13 protein-coding genes are annotated in these 16,379 nt (G+C 63.8%); 8 read left to right on the forward strand and 5 right to left on the reverse strand.

Annotated features, from left to right (window positions below; translation table 11 throughout):
* Window positions 1-8 precede the first annotated feature (8 nt).
* The 8 genes from Q1M07_RS09430 (at window position 9) to Q1M07_RS09465 (ending at window position 10,610) form a co-directional block, all read left to right on the forward strand.
* Window positions 9-956: an alpha/beta fold hydrolase gene (locus Q1M07_RS09430; protein WP_300453302.1), complete on the forward strand. Its 948-nt coding sequence runs from the start codon at window positions 9-11 to the stop codon at window positions 954-956.
* 199 nt (window positions 957-1,155) lie between these two features.
* On the forward strand, window positions 1,156-1,614 hold the full coding sequence (locus tag Q1M07_RS09435; RefSeq protein ID WP_300453304.1) for a type IV pilin protein: 459 nt from the start codon (window positions 1,156-1,158) through the stop codon (window positions 1,612-1,614).
* Window positions 1,608-2,189: a GspH/FimT family pseudopilin gene (locus tag Q1M07_RS09440; protein ID WP_300453306.1), complete on the forward strand. Its 582-nt coding sequence runs from the start codon at window positions 1,608-1,610 to the stop codon at window positions 2,187-2,189. Before Q1M07_RS09435 ends, Q1M07_RS09440 begins: the two co-directional genes overlap by 7 nt.
* Before the next feature lie 11 nt (window positions 2,190-2,200).
* The gene (gene pilV, locus Q1M07_RS09445) at window positions 2,201-2,824 is read left to right on the forward strand and encodes a type IV pilus modification protein PilV (protein ID WP_300453308.1); all 624 of its coding nucleotides are present in this window, start codon (window positions 2,201-2,203) and stop codon (window positions 2,822-2,824) included.
* Window positions 2,821-3,897: a PilW family protein gene (locus tag Q1M07_RS09450; protein WP_300453310.1), complete on the forward strand. Its 1,077-nt coding sequence runs from the start codon at window positions 2,821-2,823 to the stop codon at window positions 3,895-3,897. Before pilV ends, Q1M07_RS09450 begins: the two co-directional genes overlap by 4 nt.
* 2 nt (window positions 3,898-3,899) lie before the next feature.
* A complete protein-coding gene (locus Q1M07_RS09455) occupies window positions 3,900-4,394 on the forward strand; it encodes a pilus assembly PilX N-terminal domain-containing protein (RefSeq protein ID WP_300453312.1) in 495 nt (164 codons plus the stop codon).
* A gap of 33 nt (window positions 4,395-4,427) precedes the next feature.
* Window positions 4,428-9,944, forward strand: a complete 5,517-nt coding sequence (locus Q1M07_RS09460; RefSeq protein WP_300453314.1) for a pilus assembly protein — start codon at window positions 4,428-4,430, stop codon at window positions 9,942-9,944.
* Between the two features lie 81 nt (window positions 9,945-10,025).
* Entirely contained in the window at window positions 10,026-10,610 is a 585-nt protein-coding gene (locus Q1M07_RS09465) for an energy transducer TonB (RefSeq protein WP_300453316.1), read from the forward strand.
* Between the two features lie 81 nt (window positions 10,611-10,691).
* Here Q1M07_RS09465 and ispH read toward each other — a convergent pair whose 3' ends face one another.
* From ispH to Q1M07_RS09490, 5 genes are all read right to left on the reverse strand, one after another.
* A complete protein-coding gene (gene ispH / locus Q1M07_RS09470; RefSeq protein WP_300453318.1) occupies window positions 10,692-11,615 on the reverse strand; it encodes a 4-hydroxy-3-methylbut-2-enyl diphosphate reductase in 924 nt (307 codons plus the stop codon).
* A gap of 10 nt (window positions 11,616-11,625) precedes the next feature.
* Window positions 11,626-12,048, reverse strand: coding sequence for an FKBP-type peptidyl-prolyl cis-trans isomerase (locus Q1M07_RS09475; protein ID WP_300453441.1), 423 nt, complete (start codon window positions 12,046-12,048; stop codon window positions 11,626-11,628).
* Window positions 12,049-12,113: 65 nt separating this feature from the next.
* Window positions 12,114-12,626 carry a signal peptidase II gene (gene lspA / locus Q1M07_RS09480; protein ID WP_300453320.1) on the reverse strand — a complete coding sequence of 171 codons (513 nt, stop codon included), beginning with the start codon at window positions 12,624-12,626 and terminating at the stop codon, window positions 12,114-12,116.
* Window positions 12,613-15,441, reverse strand: coding sequence for an isoleucine--tRNA ligase (gene ileS, locus Q1M07_RS09485; protein WP_300453322.1), 2,829 nt, complete (start codon window positions 15,439-15,441; stop codon window positions 12,613-12,615). The genes lspA and ileS overlap by 14 nt, the downstream gene beginning before the upstream one ends.
* 8 nt (window positions 15,442-15,449) lie before the next feature.
* Window positions 15,450-16,373, reverse strand: a complete 924-nt coding sequence (locus Q1M07_RS09490; protein ID WP_300453324.1) for a bifunctional riboflavin kinase/FAD synthetase — start codon at window positions 16,371-16,373, stop codon at window positions 15,450-15,452.
* Window positions 16,374-16,379: the final 6 nt, after the last annotated feature.

Here is a 16,379-nt window from a genome sequence, read left to right on the forward strand (position 1 = left end):
GCCTGGCCATGCTCGCCCGTGCTCTCCGCCTGGCGCTGCTCGTCGAGGTCACGCTCTACGTGGTGCTCGCTCGGTACGCTTGCGAAGCCTCGCCCGCCGCCGCCGGGCTGCTGGCCGTGCTGGGCGTGCTGGCGCTGCGCGCCGCCCTCGTCGGGCTGACTTATGCCTACGCCTGGGCCCATCGTTCGCCGGCGCCACGGCTTGCGTGGTGGCAATGGGTGCGCATGCTGGTCGGCGAGTATGCGGCCTTCGTGTTCACTTTCGTCGTGCTGTTTCCTCTCGCAGGCGGCTGGATGCGCGCCGACTGCCTGCGGCCAAGGGCGGTGGCGAACGGCGGGCGGTCCGGGGAGAGCCCGCCGGTCCTGCTGATTCACGGCTATGGCTGTGCGCGCCCGGCCTGGTGGTACTTGTCGCATCGGCTGCAGACTGCCGGTTGGGTGGTGGCGACGATCGATCTCGAACCGGTTTACGCCAGCATCGACGACTACCTCGCTCCGCTGGCACGCCGCATCGAAACCGTCCTCGCCGAGACGGGTGCCGACCAACTGATTCTCGTCGGACATAGCATGGGCGGGCTGGTGGCCCGTGCCTATCTGCAGCGTTTTGGCATCGCGCGCGTGGCCGGGCTGGTGACGCTGGGTACGCCGCACCAAGGCAGCCGACTGGCGCACATCGGCCTGGGCAGGAACGCGTATCAGATGCGACCAGGCAGCGCTTGGCTGCAGTCCATCGCCACTTCCCCCGTGCGATCCGACACGGTGGTCATCTACAGTCCGCACGACAATTTCGTCATGCCGCAAAGCAACCTGGTACTGCAGGGCGCGCAGAACCAGCAGATCGAAGGTCTCGGTCATCTGGCGATGCTCTATTCGCCGCGCGTCGCGCGGGCGTTGCTGCTGGCGCTGGAGTCGGGCGATAAGCAGGGCAGGGCGGCGCGCTACGGCACGGCAGCCTGATCGCGATCGACCGAAACTCGCCGGCTTCGCCCGAAGATTCCTCGGCCGCTGCCGACCTGCCATTTTCCACGCCCTACATCGCGCTTGCGCGGCGAGCCGGCAAGGGTATGATTGGACGCGCGATCATTCTCCTTGAGCGGGACAATCCTGCGGCCGACCTCGCCTTGACTTTCGCCTTTTGATGGAGTAGGTTTTTTCGATGAAACACGCCTCCCAAGCCAAGCGCTCCGGCTTTACCCTGATCGAACTGATGATCGTCGTGGTGATCATCGGTATTCTGCTGTCCATCGCCGTTCCGGCCTACAGCGATTACATCCGACGCGCCCATCGTGCCGCCGCCCAGCAGTTCCTGCTCGATGTCGCGCAACGCCAGGAGCAGTATCTGCTCGACAACCGTCAGTACGCGACGGTTTTCGGCGCCGGGGCTGGCGGACTCGGAATGACTCTGCCGGCCGACATCTCACCCTACTATGCGGCTCCCAATTTCGCCGGCGTGAACAATGCGGCGACGCCTCCGTCCTTCCTGCTGTTCATGGCGCCGGTGGTGGGTGGCAGGCTGGACGGTGACGGCAACCTGGTGATCACCAACACCACCCAGAAATGGCGCGATACCGACCTCGACAATGTCTATACCGCGGGGACGGACAAGGCATGGTAGCCTTCGGCCGGCCCGCACTGAACGGTGGCTTCAGCCTGATCGAGTTGCTGATCGTAGTCGTCATCATGGGCATTCTGTTGAGCATGGCCGCACTGCCGTTCCAGGAGTTGCTGGCCAACCAGCGGCTGCGCTCGGTGACCTCCGATCTGGTGGCCGATCTTGCCTTGGCACGCGCCGAAGCGATCAAGCGCAGCAGCCGCGTCGGCATCGCGCGCACCACCGCCGATTGGACGGGCGGCTGGCTGGTCTTCGATGACCTCAATCGCGACGGTACTTTCGATCCCGAAACCGATGGCGATGGTCTGTGCGAGGCGGGCGAGGAATGCGTCATCATCTCCCGCCCGGCGCTCAACGAAACCGTCAGGGTCTGCGGCGTCGGGGCGGCCTTCGACGTTCTGACCTTCGGTGCCGATGGCGCGGTTCGCGCCTATAACGGTGGCGCCCTTTCGGCCGTCGTGCCATCGATCGCGGTCAGTTCGACGCTGGTCTCTCCGGGCGTCCCGGCGCGTGGGCTGGAGTTCAGCCCGAGCGGTCGTGTCACGGTCGTCACCTCGGGTGTTGCCGCTTGTCCGTGAGGAAGCCGCCAATGTTTTTCCGCGATCGTTCGCAGCGTGGCTTTACCCTCCTCGAGGTGCTGATTTCCTTGCTCATTCTGCTGATCGGCCTGTTGGGCATCGCGGTCCTGATGCTCCGAGGCCAAAGAGCCTCGTTCGAGGCCTATCAGCGTCAGCAGGCACTGGCCATGGCGCAGGAAATGGTCGAGAAGATTCGGGCCAATCAGGGAGCCGCGGCGTCGTATGTGACGGGGACGACCGAAGACGCGAACCTCCCCGGCGGTGGAGCGCGATTCTCCGCCTACCAGTCGCTGTCCACCGACGGGAAGTGCTTGACCGCCACTTGTACCCCGGTACAAGTGGCGCAGAACGACGTGGCGCGATGGGATGGCGTGCTTCGTGGAGCCTCCGAGACGAAGGATGCGGCGGCGAATCGTGTGGGCGGCATCATCAGTGCGCGCGGCTGCATCGAACAGCCCGACGCGACTCAGCCGCTGTTCTGGGTCAGCGTGGCCTGGCAGGGTGAGGGCGATACCGGCGCTCCGCCGGCAACCGCCTCGACCTGCGGCGCGGGCCTCTATGGCGCCGAAACACGTCGTCGGCTGGTCACCCTCAACCTCACCACCTGCCAACTCGTTGGCGGAGCATGCTCGTGAGCCGGCGCCGACCCTGCGGCCCGGCGATATCGTCGCCTCAGTTCGGCCTGACCCTGGTCGAGGTGATGGTCGCCATGGCGGTCGGCATCATCCTGCTGCTCGCCCTGGGCACTTTGTTTGCCAATTCGACGCGTATTTTCAAGGCCAATGACGACTTCTCGCGCATGCAGGAGAACGGCGCCTACGCCCTGAACACGATTGGCGCCGATCTGCGCATGGCCGGCTTCTACGGCTACCTGGCGTCGAATGGCGTCCTTATTCCGCCTGGGGCGAGCATCACCATGACCAGCGATTGCGGGCCTGGCTGGGCGACCACCTTTGGCGAACCGCTGGCGGGTTTTTTCAATGTGTCGGCGTCGGAGGCGCACACGAAGCTGGCTTGCATTCCGGCCGCCAACTTCATCACCACGGCCGCCAACCGTCCGAGCTTCATTCTTATCGTGCGCGGTGCGGCCGGCGGGCGGGTTCTTCCGGCAGATCTCGATTTGGCAACGGTTTATGTGCAGTCGGATGCGGGTGGCGGGATCGCGTTTTATGGAAAAGAGCAGTACGAGGGCTTGGCGGTGACGGCGAAGCGTTATCTCCCCGGCGCGATCGAGGCACCGATTTTCCCGTATCACGCCAGGGCCTACTACCTGCGTCCTTGCAGTCGTCCCACGGGCACCGACGGTGTCTGCCTGGCGAGCGACGACGGCAATCAGCCGATTCCCACCTTGGTTCGCCAGGAACTCGTCGGGACGATCATGACCGAACGCGCCGTCGCCGAAGGGATCGAGGCGGCACGGATACTGTACGGCGTCGACAACGGCGGTGACGGCATTCCGGACATTTACACCGAGGCCCCGACCGCCGCCCAGTTTTCGCAGGTCGTCACGGTTCGAGTTTCGGTTCTCGTGCGCTCGCCGCAGCCGGCCAACGGATACGACGACAGTAGCCGCTCGTACGATGTCGATGGCGACGGGACTGCCGAGCTGAACTGTACGGCGGACGCGCTGCCGTGCAACTATCATCGGCACGTGTTCACGCAGTCCTTTCAAGTGCGCAATGTCGCCCAACGGCTCGAAACCTTCTGACGATGAATAACAGAGCCCATCCGCAAGACGGCGTGGTCCTGGTGACCAGCCTGATCATGCTCGTCGTCATGACGCTGCTCGTTATTTCGCTGGTACGCACGAGCGTCATCGAGCTGAAGATCGGGGGCGCCAATCAGGTGGCCGCGCAGAATCTGGCTAACGCCGAAGCGTCGATCTGGGCCTTCATGAACGCGAACCAGGGAAAGTTTGCCCACAACGCGACCTTCCACCCGGTTGGCGGTCAGGTCGATTTCTCCGGCGACTACAGCCCGAGCGTAGCCAAGTACGCCTATCTGAAATCGGATCGGCTGATCATGACGGTCACCGAGGTGGGCTGTGGTCCGGATGCTGCCCGGGGAAGCGGCCACGACCCGACGACGGCCCCGCACGCGGTCCTTTTCGATGTCCGGGCGGAGGCCCGGGACGTGGTTTTTGGCGGACGAAGCGTCGTCCATCAAGGCGTGCGATCCATTTTGCCACCCGGTTCCTGCCCTTAGAGTGCACCCATTGACTGTGAGCGAGGTCTGACCATGCGGAATACCGACCCTTCACCAGCTACCACCCTGCGGCCATGGCAACGGCGTCTCGCGTGGACGCTGGTCGCCGCGTTGACCAATCCGGCGAGCGTTCTGCCGTTCTCCTTTTATTCGTCAGTGGCTTCGGCGCGAGATACCGACATCTACCTGTCGACGACCTACGCCGGTAGTACGGCCGAGCCGGCGATCATGCTGATCCTCGACACCTCGGACTCGATGAACGTAACCGAGGGATGGCGCGAGTATCCCGGCGCCTACGACTCGCATGTCGAGTATCTGTGGAACGACATCAATGTCATCAGCAACAGCGAGGTGACGGCGGCGGACGCCAACCGGATCAGCACGGCGGCCGCGCCGGTGTTGACCACGTACGGATCGTGGGCCGGCGAGACGCTGGCGCAGCGCCAGGCGTTGTGGACCGCAGCGAAGAATTACGCCAACGCGACCGAGGCCGGTGATCCCGGCGCGCGCAACACCTATCGCAACTATAACAACGCCAACTGGATTTTCTGGTTGCCGGCCGGTACCGATGAGTCGGACAAGCGACTGTGGTCGAACGCTTTCAATCGTTGGGCCGGCGGGGTCCAGCAGAGCAATTTTCCGGCCCAGGTGCGTGGCGGCATCGATTACGGGAGCGCCAGCGATTGGCGCTCGTACAACAAGTGCACCGATTCGCTGGAGAAGCTCCTTCCCTCGACGGTTTTTGCGCCGACGCCCTATCCGCGCAATACCGGCAAGTATTTGAACCAGCAGTGGCAGCGCTGGGAACGTTTCCTCGATCTGACCGACGGGCGGGCGTTCAACGGTGACACGACCTACCCGACGACCCTTGGCGCAACGCAGATCCCGAGCGCCACCGGTACGCTGACGATATCGGCCGGCAGCACGGTCGGCTCAGTGGGCAGCAACATCCGGGCGCGCAGCGAGTTCCTGGGTACGGCGGGTGGTGTGGCGCCCTACCCGGTGCGTGACAGCTATCCGCGCTCCTCTTCCGCCACGCCGGCCCTCGGCACCTATTTCGGCAACAATACCGATATCGGTGACCAGGGGCAGCCGATTCGTACGCAAGCCACCGCCTCGCGCTCCGGATGGACCGATCTGAAGGCCGACCTGGGCGGTTTCAATTTCCAGCCGTTCGTCAATGGCCTGGCGGCCGCTCAACTGGTCAACGTGCTCAACCTCTACGACATCGCTTCCGATACGACGACGGCGAAGCACAAGGCCTGGAAAGGCAATCGCGACGCCAGTCCGGCTCCGGCTTTCGGCAAGGTGACGGGAACACCGGCTTACTACGATTTCCCGGGATCGCTGCTCAAACTGCCTGCCGGGACGTCGACCTCCACGACGCTGTGCACCCGTACCTGCGAAATCGATGCCGATCCCGTAGCCGCCGGCAAGCAGACGGTTTTTTCGGCACACGATTCGGGTACGCCGCCCAGGGATGGCGCCAACGCCACCAAGTATTGGGTCAAGAGCGGCGCCACCTGCGTCAGCACGAGTGTCTCCGGTAGCGACTGCAGCACCGAGCCGGCCGCCTGTGCGGCTATTCCCGGCCTCAACAATACGTATACGACGAGCAACGCCACCGCTTGCCAATGGTCGGGTCGCAGTTCGATCAACGTCGAGGGCGTGGGTACCTATTATTATGGCGGCACCTGCAGTGGCTCCTGTCGTGGCCAGGGTAACGTCCTTGGCGCGGCGACTTGCACGTCCGGAGCGACGAGCAGCGACTACTGCACCGAAAGCCTTCCCGACTTGACCATCGGTTCGACCGTTTACCCGAACGCGGCGCTCTCCAGTGGCAATGGCTCGACCAACGGGTGCACCGACAAGGCTGATACGACAAGCACCTGCGAGGCGCGCGAGGGTTCCCCTGCCTGTCGTTACGTCGGTTCGACCAACACCTGCGTCAACCAGGTGAGGAGCTTGACGAGCCCGGACCCCGGAACAGCCGATTACACGGTCTACCCGATGGCGGCCAGAACCGATTACCTGGAACACGATTGCAAGGCGGATAACGGAACCGCCGGCAACCCCGGCAGCGGATATCTGACCGCCGCCACCAATCGCAACTTCGGTCAGATCTGGAACGCCACCAGCTCGTCCGGTGGGACGACGGCGTCCTATACACCGAGCGACCCGTCGGCGAGCTATCCGGCGGTCGATATGTATTCGGTCAACTATCTCAACTGGAAGTTCGGCCCGAAAGGTCCGACTGGCGCTCCGATCGGCCGCAAGACGCGTTTGCAGATCGCCAAGGATGCCTTGACCGATCTGGTCACGACGACCAACGGCGTCCGCTTCGGCCTCACCGTTTACAACCGGATGCCGAACGATGTCGGAGTCAAGCTCACCGAGGGCAGCCAGGGCGGCAACGTCGCCTACGCGATCCGTCGCATGGGCGTCGACGCGGCGGACACCGACTACGGCAATCGCGCCACGCTGGCGGCCGCCATCAACGCCGTGGTGGCGACGGGAACGACGCCACTGACCGAAGTCATGTACGAAACTTACCTCTATTTCCGCGGCGAAACTCCGGCGTTCGGGACCAATACGACGGCCGCCGTCGGCGGCGGCCAGGTTTCCGCCGGCAGGGATCTGACAGCGATCGGTACCGATGGAAAATACAAGTCGCCGATGATGAGCAACCCGAATACCACGGAACCCGCGGCTTGCCAGAAGAACTATGTCGTCCTGGTTTCGGATGGCGGTCCCGAGAACGACAATCAGGCCGACACCCGGGTGCGGGCGCTGACGCAGGGCCCGCCTTTCCTCGCAGCCACGGTCAGTACGCTGCAGGCGACTACGACGCAGCAGTTCGAGGATGACTCTGGCATACCGTACGGCCCGACCGATATCGTTTACAACACGAACTACATCTGGCTGGACGAACTGACCTACTTCATGGCCAATGCCGACATGTCGCCCGGCGGAGGCTCCGCCGCTGACACACTGACTGGCCTGCAGTCGGTCAACACGTATACGATCGGTTTTGCCGGCGGCAATTCGCCTGTACTCGTCAACGCCGCGACGCGCGGCAAGGGCGCGAATTATCTGGCCGAGGATAGCGCCGCATTGGCGGCGGCGCTGACCGCCGCCATCGTCGCCATCCGCGACTGGAATCCGACTATCGCTGCACCGGCGGTGCCGATTTCGCCGACCACAGCCTCGGAAAACTCGGACGATGTCTTCCTGTCCTTCTTTGGTCCTTCCTTGCAGAAATGCTGGGACGGCACGGTCAAGAAGTTCAAGCTGAGCAACGATCCGGTGAAGTGCGGGACGGACCTCGACGGCAAAACTATTCCGTTGTGCATGATCGGGCAGACGGCCGTTTCGGGTAGCGTGATGAACGTCGTGGAAGAGTCCATCGACGCGAGCGGGAGGACGGCGAAGATACGTGATAACGCGGTGAGTTTCTGGAGCGACCCGACGAGTCCGGATGCTGGGAAAGCGAACAAGGGTGGCACCGGTCATGTGCTGAAGACGGCGGCCGGCTCAACACCCGCAACGCGAAACGTCTACACCCATCTTTCGAGCAGCGTCTCCACCGATCTGACAGCCGCCAGCAACGCGGTAGCGGAAACCAACACCGCGATTACCAAGACAGTGCTCGGCGACGGCGCGATGACCGACGAAGCCAGGGCAGGGCTGTTGAATTTCGCGCGTGGAGGAGATCCGGCAAGCGCCGCATGTAACGACGCCGACCCGTCCACCACCTGTACGGCATGGCGCCTCTGGCCGCACGGCGACGTGCTGCATTCCACGCCGGCTACCCTGGCTTACGAGAAAGACGCCGACGGTGCGCCGAGCACGGTCGATCCGGTGGTCTACCTGTTCTACCTGTCCAACGATGGCGTGCTGCACGCCGTGGATACGGAGACGGGCGTCGAACAATGGGCTTTCATGCCGGAAGAAAACCTCCCGCGATTGCAGGAGATGAAAGTGAACGCCGTAGGCGAGCATCTGATCGCGGCCGACGGCAGCCCAAGGATTTACGCTGTCGATGTCGATGGCGATGGGCGCATCACGTCTGGCGACAAGGCCTATCTGCTTTTCGGCATGCGTCGCGGTGGCCGTTCGATCTATGCGCTGGATATTTCGGAACGTGCGATACCGAAGTTCATGTGGAAGGTCGACAACACCACGACAGGTTTCGAGGAACTCGGCGAGACCTGGTCGAACCCCACTTTTGCCAGAATGCGCGCCAGCGCCGACCCGGTAGCCGTCTTCGGTGCCGGCTATGACGCGGTGGCCAATGACCAGTTGACGGTGACGCTGACGCGCACCGGAACGACGGCAACGGTCACCACTCCGGTCGATCACGGGTATCTGAATGACCAGTCCGTACAGGTGTCTGGGGCCAGGGAAGCGGCATACAACGGGGCCAAGACGATCGTCGTGACCGGAGCCCGGAGCTTTACGTTCCCGGTGTCCGGTTCTCCGGCCACACCGGCGAGCGGGACGGTGCGGGTCGAGAGCAATGTGGCCGCTACCATGGGACGTGGGGTTTACTTCGTCAATGCACGCACCGGCGTGCTGATCAGAAGCTTCACGCCGGCGGCCAGTGCGGGCGACAACACGCAGGTTCCGGGAATGGATTTCAGCATTCCGTCGGATACCAGGCCGGCGAACATGGACCTCGATGCCGTGGGTTACGTCGATCGCCTGTACCTCGGTGACCTGGGGGGGAACGTCTGGCGCTTCGACATCGACAGCGCCTCGCCGTCCGCCTGGACCGCGGTCAAGTTTGCCGACCTGACCAACGGCGCAATACCCAGGCGAAGGATTTTCTTCTCGCCCGCCATGGTCAAGCAGGATTTCCTGGGCCAGGTCTTCGATGCGGTCTACGTGGGTACCGGTGACAGGGAGAATCCCTTGCGTACCGACAACGTCGACTATATGTTCATGATCAAGGATACGAACATTGGTCTGACGATGCCGGCAACCTGGACGCCGATCGCTTTCAGCATCGGGCCGGGCAACTTCTACGATTTGACCAGCAATCTGATTCAGGTCGGCACGGCCGCCGAGCAGGCGGCCGCGCAGGAAGCACTCAAAGCTGCCAAGGGCTGGGTGATGCGACTGGAGATCGGTGGCGTCGTGGGCGAAAAGGTCGTCAATACGCCTTCGGTGTTTCGGAACGTACTGCGTTTCGGCACGTATAGCCCGTTGGCCACGTCATCTGCCTGTGTGCCGCCAGGCAAGGGAACGACCTACACCATGAGCGCGCTGGATGGCCGTATCGTCTCCGATACCAACCACGACGGCGTGGTGACGACGAGCGACTCCCGGAATAGTGCCGACTCGATAAAGGGCTATCCGTCCGATAACGTTGTCATCTTCAAGAAGAATTTCATTGACCCCGGTGACCCCGATGAACCCGGTGGCGGCGGTGGACCATGCGGTACGACGGTCTACGCTCAAGCATGTGCCGACGGTGTATGCAAGCCGGTACCGATCGGCACGGCTTGTTCGGGCCAGCGTGTTTTCTGGTTCCAGGAACCGGAGTGACGAGAGATCGGTCGTGAGTACCCGTTTGACAGGTCGCCGCTGCTGACACGCCAACTGGCGGCCTGTCTGCTTTTGTCGGCCATGCTGCATGCCGCCGTACTTTCCGGGCTGGGGCCCGCAAGGACCCCGGGCCTTCTGCTCGTCGGTCGCCTGGAGGTCAGGATCAAGGAATCCCCGCGGACAGTGCTCGCCGATCCCGAGCCGTCGGCCGAGACGGTTGCCGACCTGCCGACGCCAGCGGCGCCGAGCGTCGAAGCGGTCAGTGAAGCGCCTTCCGATTTGCCCGAGACGTCGTCACCGATCGAACTGCCGCTTCCCCCGGAGGTTTTCTTCAAGTCGTCGGAACTGGATCAGCAGCCGTATCCTTTGGTGGCCGTCAAGCCGGCCTATCCGCCACATGCCCGGGTACTCGAACTGGAGGGCTGGGTTCGGTTGTTGCTGCTGATCGACGAAACGGGACGGGTGATCCAACTCGAAGTGCTCGAAGCCAGTCCGGAAGGCATTTTCGATGAAGAGGCGCAGCTTGCCTTCCGCAGCGCGCCGTTTTCCCCAGGGCGCCGTGGAGGAGAGGCGGTCAAGAGCCGGATGATCGTCAAGGTCGAGTTCAAGAGTGAGGATAGGCAAACCGAGCGGGCGGAACAAGGCCGCCCGCGACAAGTTCCGTAGGCGAGGCAAGCGGGCTGTGTGGCGAGGCACCTCGTGGGGTGGCGGTCGGCAGGAGGGGTTACCGGATTCGGCGCCCCGTATTCAGGACTGCAATTCCCGCGGCAGCGCGAAAGTCACGTTTTCTTCCGCCCCGTCGAGCTGCGACACGCTCTCGTGATCGCCACCAGAAAGCCGCCGGGCGACATCCTCGACCAGCACCTCGGGTGCCGAGGCGCCGGCCGTGACGCCGACGCGGCTGGCGCCCGCCAGCCACGCCGGGTCGATCTGCCCAGCCTGGTCGATCAGGTAGGCGCGGGCGCCGATCAGTTCGGCAACCTCGCGCAGACGGTTGGAATTGGAACTCGACTGGCTGCCGACGACGAGGACGACATCGCTGATCTTCGCCAACTCCTTGACGGCATCCTGACGGTTCTGCGTCGCGTAGCAGATGTCGTCCTTCTTCGGGCCGACAATCTCCGGAAAGCGCTCCTTCAGGGCAGCGACGACCAGCGCCGCGTCGTCGACCGACAGCGTCGTCTGCGTGACGTAAGCCAATCGGGACGGAAACTCGACCTGCAACTGCCGGGCATCGGCCACGGTTTCGACGAGATACATGCCATCGGCGCTCTGACCCATGGTGCCCTCGACTTCCGGATGTCCCTTGTGGCCGACCATCACGATCTCGCGCCCTTCCTTGCGCATCCTGGCGACCTCGACGTGTACCTTGGTGACCAGCGGGCAGGTGGCATCGAAGACCTTGAGACCGCGTGCTGCGGCCTCTTCGAGAACGGCCTTGGCGACGCCGTGCGCGCTGAAGATTACCGTGCTGCCGGTCGGGACTTCGGCCAGCTCGTTCACGAAGATGGCTCCCTTGGCGCGCAGATTGTCGCAGACGAAACGGTTATGGACGACCTCGTGACGCACGTAAATCGGTGCGCCGAGTCGCTCGATGGCGCGCTCGACGATGGCAATGGCGCGCTCGACGCCGGCACAGAAGCCGCGCGGGTTGGCAAGAAGGATTTGCATGCCGTGCTCCTTACAGGATAGCGATGACTTCCACTTCGAAACGGATGGCCTTGCCGGCGAGCGGATGGTTGAAGTCGAAGAGCGCGCTGGTTTCGCTGACTTCGCGCAGGAAGCCCGCGAAACCACCGGTACCGCCGGGCGAGCTGAACTCGATCAGCGAGTTGGCCCGCAGTTCGATGTCCGGCGGCAGTGCGCTGCGCGCGATACGTTCGACGAGGCGCGGGTTGTGCGGGCCGAATGCCTGTTCGGCGGTGAGCTCGAAGACATGACGCCCACCTGCTGCCAGGCCGAGCAGGCAATGCTCCAGCGTTTCGGCAAGCTGACCGACGCCCATTTGCAGGGTCGCCGGCGACAGGTCGAAAGTGCTCACGTGCTCGTTGCCGTCGAGGTCCGACAGGCGGTAGTGCAAGGTCAGGAAGCTGTCCTCGCCCACCGTGTCGGTGGCTTTCGCCTCGGACTCCTCGTGGGGTGAGGCCGGCGGAACGATCGGCTGGCCTCTCACGGCTGCTCGTCCCGGCCAGCCTGGCGTTCGTCATGCCGCGCGGGTTTGGCGGCGAACTGGTCCCAGGCCATCAGGACGGCTCCGACGCTGATTGCCGAGTCGGCGAGGTTGAAGGCTGGCCAATAGAATCCCGCGGCATGCCACTGGATGAAGTCCACCACGGCGCCGAAGCGCAAGCGGTCGACGACGTTGCCAAGCGCGCCGCCGAGGATCAGCGTCAGCGCCAGCGACAGGCGGAACTCGCTGCTGTGCCGTGGCAGGAGGGTGACGATCCAGGCCGAGACGCCGAGCGCCAGGGCAGTGAAAAACCAGCGCTGCCAGCCACCGGCGTCGGAGAGAAAGCTGAACGCGGCGCCGGGGTTGAAGGTCAGAACCCAGTTGAAGAAGGGGGCGACGTAGATGCTGTCACCGGGCTGCAGCCAGGCGAGCGCCAGCCACTTGCTGATCTGGTCGAGGACGATGATGACGCCAGCCAGCCACAGCCAGCGGTCGATCTTACGCGCAGGCACGCGCTTCACCTTCGCCGTAAAGGTTGCTCACGCAGCGCCCGCACAGTCCGGGGTGCTCGGGCTGTCGCCCGACATCGTCGCGCACGTGCCAGCAGCGCTCGCACTTGGCGTGCGGCAGCGGTGCGCAGAACAATTGCTCGGTGGCGTCGTCGATCACCGCGGTCTGCGAGCAAATGAGGACGAAGCGCAGGTCGTCACGGAGCGAAGCCAGAATCGCGTATTTTTCGCCGTGGCAATGCAGGCGGACTTCGGCCTGCAGCGACGAACCGATCTTGCCGTCGATGCGAAGATCTTCGAGCGCGCGCAGAACCTCCGCGCGATAGCCGCGGATCTTGCCCCATTTGTCGAGTAAGTCGCCTTCGTTGGCTGGCGCCGGCAACGGCTGCCAGGTCTGCAGCATGATCGACGGCGCCTGGCCGCCGCCCGCGAGCTGCCAGATCTCTTCGGCGGTGAACGAAAGAACCGGCGCCATCAGCTTGACGAAGCATTGCAGGATGTGCCACAGGGCACATTGCGCCGAACGGCGCGCCGCGGACCCGGCGGCCGTGGTGTAGAGCCGGTCCTTGAGGATGTCGAGATAGAAGCCGCCAAGGTCTTCCGAACAGAAAGTTTGCAGCGACTGGACGACGCGGTGGAATTCGAACTTTTCGTAATCGGCCGTGCACTGCGCTTGCAGCTGCCGCGTCATGGCCAGCGCGTAGCGGTCGATTTCCAGCCACTCTTCGATCGCCAGCATGTGCCGCGCGGGGTCGAAGTCGGAGGTGTTGGCGAGCAGAAAGCGCAGCGTGTTGCGGATGCGTCGATAGGCTTCGACGACGCGTTTGAGAATCTCGTCGGAGATCGACAATTCGCCCGAGTAGTCGGTGGCGGCGACCCAGAGACGCAGAATGTCGGCGCCGAGCGTGTCGACGATCTTTTGTGGGGCGATCACGTTGCCCTTCGATTTCGACATCTTGAGGCCCTTGCCGTCGACCACAAAGCCGTGCGTCAGCAAAGCCTGGTACGGCGCGCGGCCATCCATCGCGCAGCCGATCAGCAGAGAACTCTGAAACCAGCCGCGATGCTGGTCGGAACCTTCGAGGTAGAGATCGGCCGGGTAGGCCAGTTCGGCCTCATGCGAGCCGCGCAGGACGCTCGAGTGCGTGGCGCCGGAATCGAACCAGACATCGAGCGTATCGTTCATCTTGCGATAGAGCGCCGCTTCGCTGCCCAACAGTTCGCTCGCTTCGAGGGCGAACCAGGCTTCGATGCCTGCCTTCTCGACACGTTGCGCGACGGCTTCGGTCAACTCCGCCGTACGCGGATGCAAGGCACCCGTTTCGCGATGCAGGAAGAAGGGCAGAGGAACCCCCCAGTTGCGCTGGCGGGAAACGCACCAGTCCGGGCGCGTCCTGATCATTGCTTCGAGACGCGCGCGGCCCCAGGTCGGGAAGAACTGCGTCTCGTCGACTGCCCGCTCGGCACACCAGCGCAGCGTCGGAGCTTCCTCATCGCAAGGTGACGACGACTCGCCGTGCGAAGTCGGCCGGTGCTCCATGCCGACGAACCACTGTGTCGTCGCCCGGAAGATGATTGGCGTCTTGTGCCGCCAGCAGTGCGGGTAGCTGTGCTGGATCTGCTCCGTATGCAGCAGGCGTCCATTGGCCGCAAGCTCCTCGATGACCAAGGGGTTGGCGTCCCAGACGCTTCTTCCCGTGAGTTCGCCGACGCTCAGGGCCGGCGTGCCAGCGACGAAGTTGCCGTCGTCGGCGACCGGGTTGTTGACCGGAAGTCCGTAGGCTTTGCCGATCAGGTAGTCGTCGGTACCGTGCGCCGGCGCCGTATGCACCAGTCCGGTTCCCGCCTCGAGCGTCACGTGTCGGCCGCAAATGATCGCCACGTCGCGCGACTGGAAAGGGTGCTTGAGCAGGATCTGTTCGAGCGCCGTGCCTTTCGCCGAACCGAGCACCATCCCGGTCAGCGAGTAGCGTTGCAGGCAGGCGCCGGCCAACTCGCGCGCCAGGATCAGCGCTCCTTTGCCGGTGTCGATCAGGTCGTAGTCGAAGTCGGGGTGGACGCTGATCGCCTCGTTGGCCGGCAAGGTCCAGGGAGTGGTCGTCCAGATCGGGGCGAAGGCCGGACCACGCAGGTGGGTCAGGCCGAAAGCCCGCGCCACCTTGTCGGCGTGATTGGCGTGGACTTCGAAGGCGACGTCGATGGCGGCCGATGTCTTGTCTTCGTACTCGACTTCCGCCTCGGCCAGCGCCGAACGGCAATCGAGACACCAGTTGACCGGTTTGAGGCCCTGGTAGAGGTAACCTTTGTCGAGGATCCGGCCGAGCGCACGGATTTCGTCGGCTTCGGTCCTGAAGTTCATCGTCAGGTAAGGCTGGTCCCAATCGCCGAGCACACCGAGGCGGATGAAATCCTTCTTCTGACGTTCGATCTGCTCGCCAGCGAAGGCGCGGCAAAGTTCGCGCACTTGCACGGCAGGCAGGTGCTTGCCGTGCAGTTTCTCGATCTGGTGTTCGATCGGCAGGCCATGGCAGTCCCAGCCCGGGACGTAGGGTGCGTCGAAGCCGGCCAGGGTTTTCGAACGGACGATGATGTCCTTGAGAATCTTGTTGACCGCGTGCCCGATATGGATGTCACCGTTGGCGTAAGGCGGACCGTCGTGCAGAACGAAGCGCGGGCGCCCCTGCGAGGCTTGGCGGATGCTCTGATAGATTTGGTTTTCCTGCCAGGCGGCGACCCAGCGCGGCTCGCGTTTGGCGAGGTCGCCGCGCATCGGGAAGGGCGTGTCGGTCAGGTTGAGGGTTTTCTTGTAGTCGGCCATAGGGGTTCTCACAACTGGAAGTAGGCTTTCGCCGCTTCGACGTCGCGCGCGATCTGCGCTTTCAGTGCGTCGAAATCGGGAAATTTTGCTTCGTCACGCAGCTTGTGCAGGAAGCGGACGTTCAGATGAGCGCCATAGATGTCGCCACAGAAGTCGAGCAGGTGGACCTCGAGCAACGGGCGAACGACCTGGTTGGCCGTTGGCCGGTAGCCCAGGTTGGCGGCACCGCGCAGGGGTCCGCCGGGGAGTCCCTTGACTTCGACGGCGAACACGCCCTGCAGCGGCGGTCGCTCGTGCTTGATGCGGATGTTGGCCGTGGCGAACCCGAGTTGCCGCCCGAATTTGTCGCCATGGACGACGCGGCCGTCGATCGAGTAGGGCCGGCCGAGCAGACGCGCGGCATGTTCGAGCCGGCCTGCCTGGAGCGCATCGCGGACCGCCGAACTCGAAGCACGCTCGCCGTCCAGCGTGACGCTCGCCATGGCTTCCACTTGAAAGCCATGGTACTCACCGGCCTCGCGCAACAGCGCGAAATCACCGGATCGCCGGGCGCCGAAACGAAAGTCGTCGCCGACGATCAGATGCCTGACGCGCAGGGAATTGACCAGCACACGCTCGATGAACTGCTCGGGGCTCAAGGCGGCAAAACTCGCGTTGAAGTGGCAGACGCAAGCCAGATCGACCCCGTCGTCGGCGATCAGTTCGAGTTTTTCCCGCAGTGTGGACAAGCGCGAAGGCGCCGATTCGGGCGCGAAGAACTCCCGTGGGTGCGGCTCGAAAGTCAGCACGGCTGCCGGCAGGCCAGCCGTCGCCGCCACGGCCGTCAGGCGGGCAAGCAGCGCGCGGTGGCCGAGATGCACGCCATCGAAATTTCCTATGGTGAGTACGGTGGCACCGGGCGCTGCCTGTGAGAAGCCACGATAGACAAGCATTGGAGG

This window comes from Accumulibacter sp. (assembly GCF_029255285.1).
In the GTDB taxonomy this organism is placed as follows: Bacteria; Pseudomonadota; Gammaproteobacteria; order Burkholderiales; family Rhodocyclaceae; genus Accumulibacter.

Excerpts from the sequence above, each read along its gene's own strand:
- Q1M07_RS09430 (WP_300453302.1), top strand. The coding sequence starts at position 9 with ATGCTCGCCCGTGCTCTCCGCCTGGCGCTGCTCGTCGAGGTCACGCTC.
- Q1M07_RS09435 (WP_300453304.1), top strand. The coding sequence starts at position 1,156 with ATGAAACACGCCTCCCAAGCCAAGCGCTCCGGCTTTACCCTGATCGAA.
- Q1M07_RS09440 (WP_300453306.1), top strand. The coding sequence starts at position 1,608 with ATGGTAGCCTTCGGCCGGCCCGCACTGAACGGTGGCTTCAGCCTGATC.
- pilV (WP_300453308.1), top strand. The coding sequence starts at position 2,201 with ATGTTTTTCCGCGATCGTTCGCAGCGTGGCTTTACCCTCCTCGAGGTG.
- Q1M07_RS09455 (WP_300453312.1), top strand. The coding sequence starts at position 3,900 with ATGAATAACAGAGCCCATCCGCAAGACGGCGTGGTCCTGGTGACCAGC.
- Q1M07_RS09460 (WP_300453314.1), top strand. The coding sequence starts at position 4,428 with ATGCGGAATACCGACCCTTCACCAGCTACCACCCTGCGGCCATGGCAA.
- Q1M07_RS09465 (WP_300453316.1), top strand. The coding sequence starts at position 10,026 with ATGCTGCATGCCGCCGTACTTTCCGGGCTGGGGCCCGCAAGGACCCCG.
- ispH (WP_300453318.1), bottom strand. The coding sequence starts at position 11,615 with ATGCAAATCCTTCTTGCCAACCCGCGCGGCTTCTGTGCCGGCGTCGAG.
- ileS (WP_300453322.1), bottom strand. The coding sequence starts at position 15,441 with ATGGCCGACTACAAGAAAACCCTCAACCTGACCGACACGCCCTTCCCG.
- Q1M07_RS09490 (WP_300453324.1), bottom strand. The coding sequence starts at position 16,373 with ATGCTTGTCTATCGTGGCTTCTCACAGGCAGCGCCCGGTGCCACCGTA.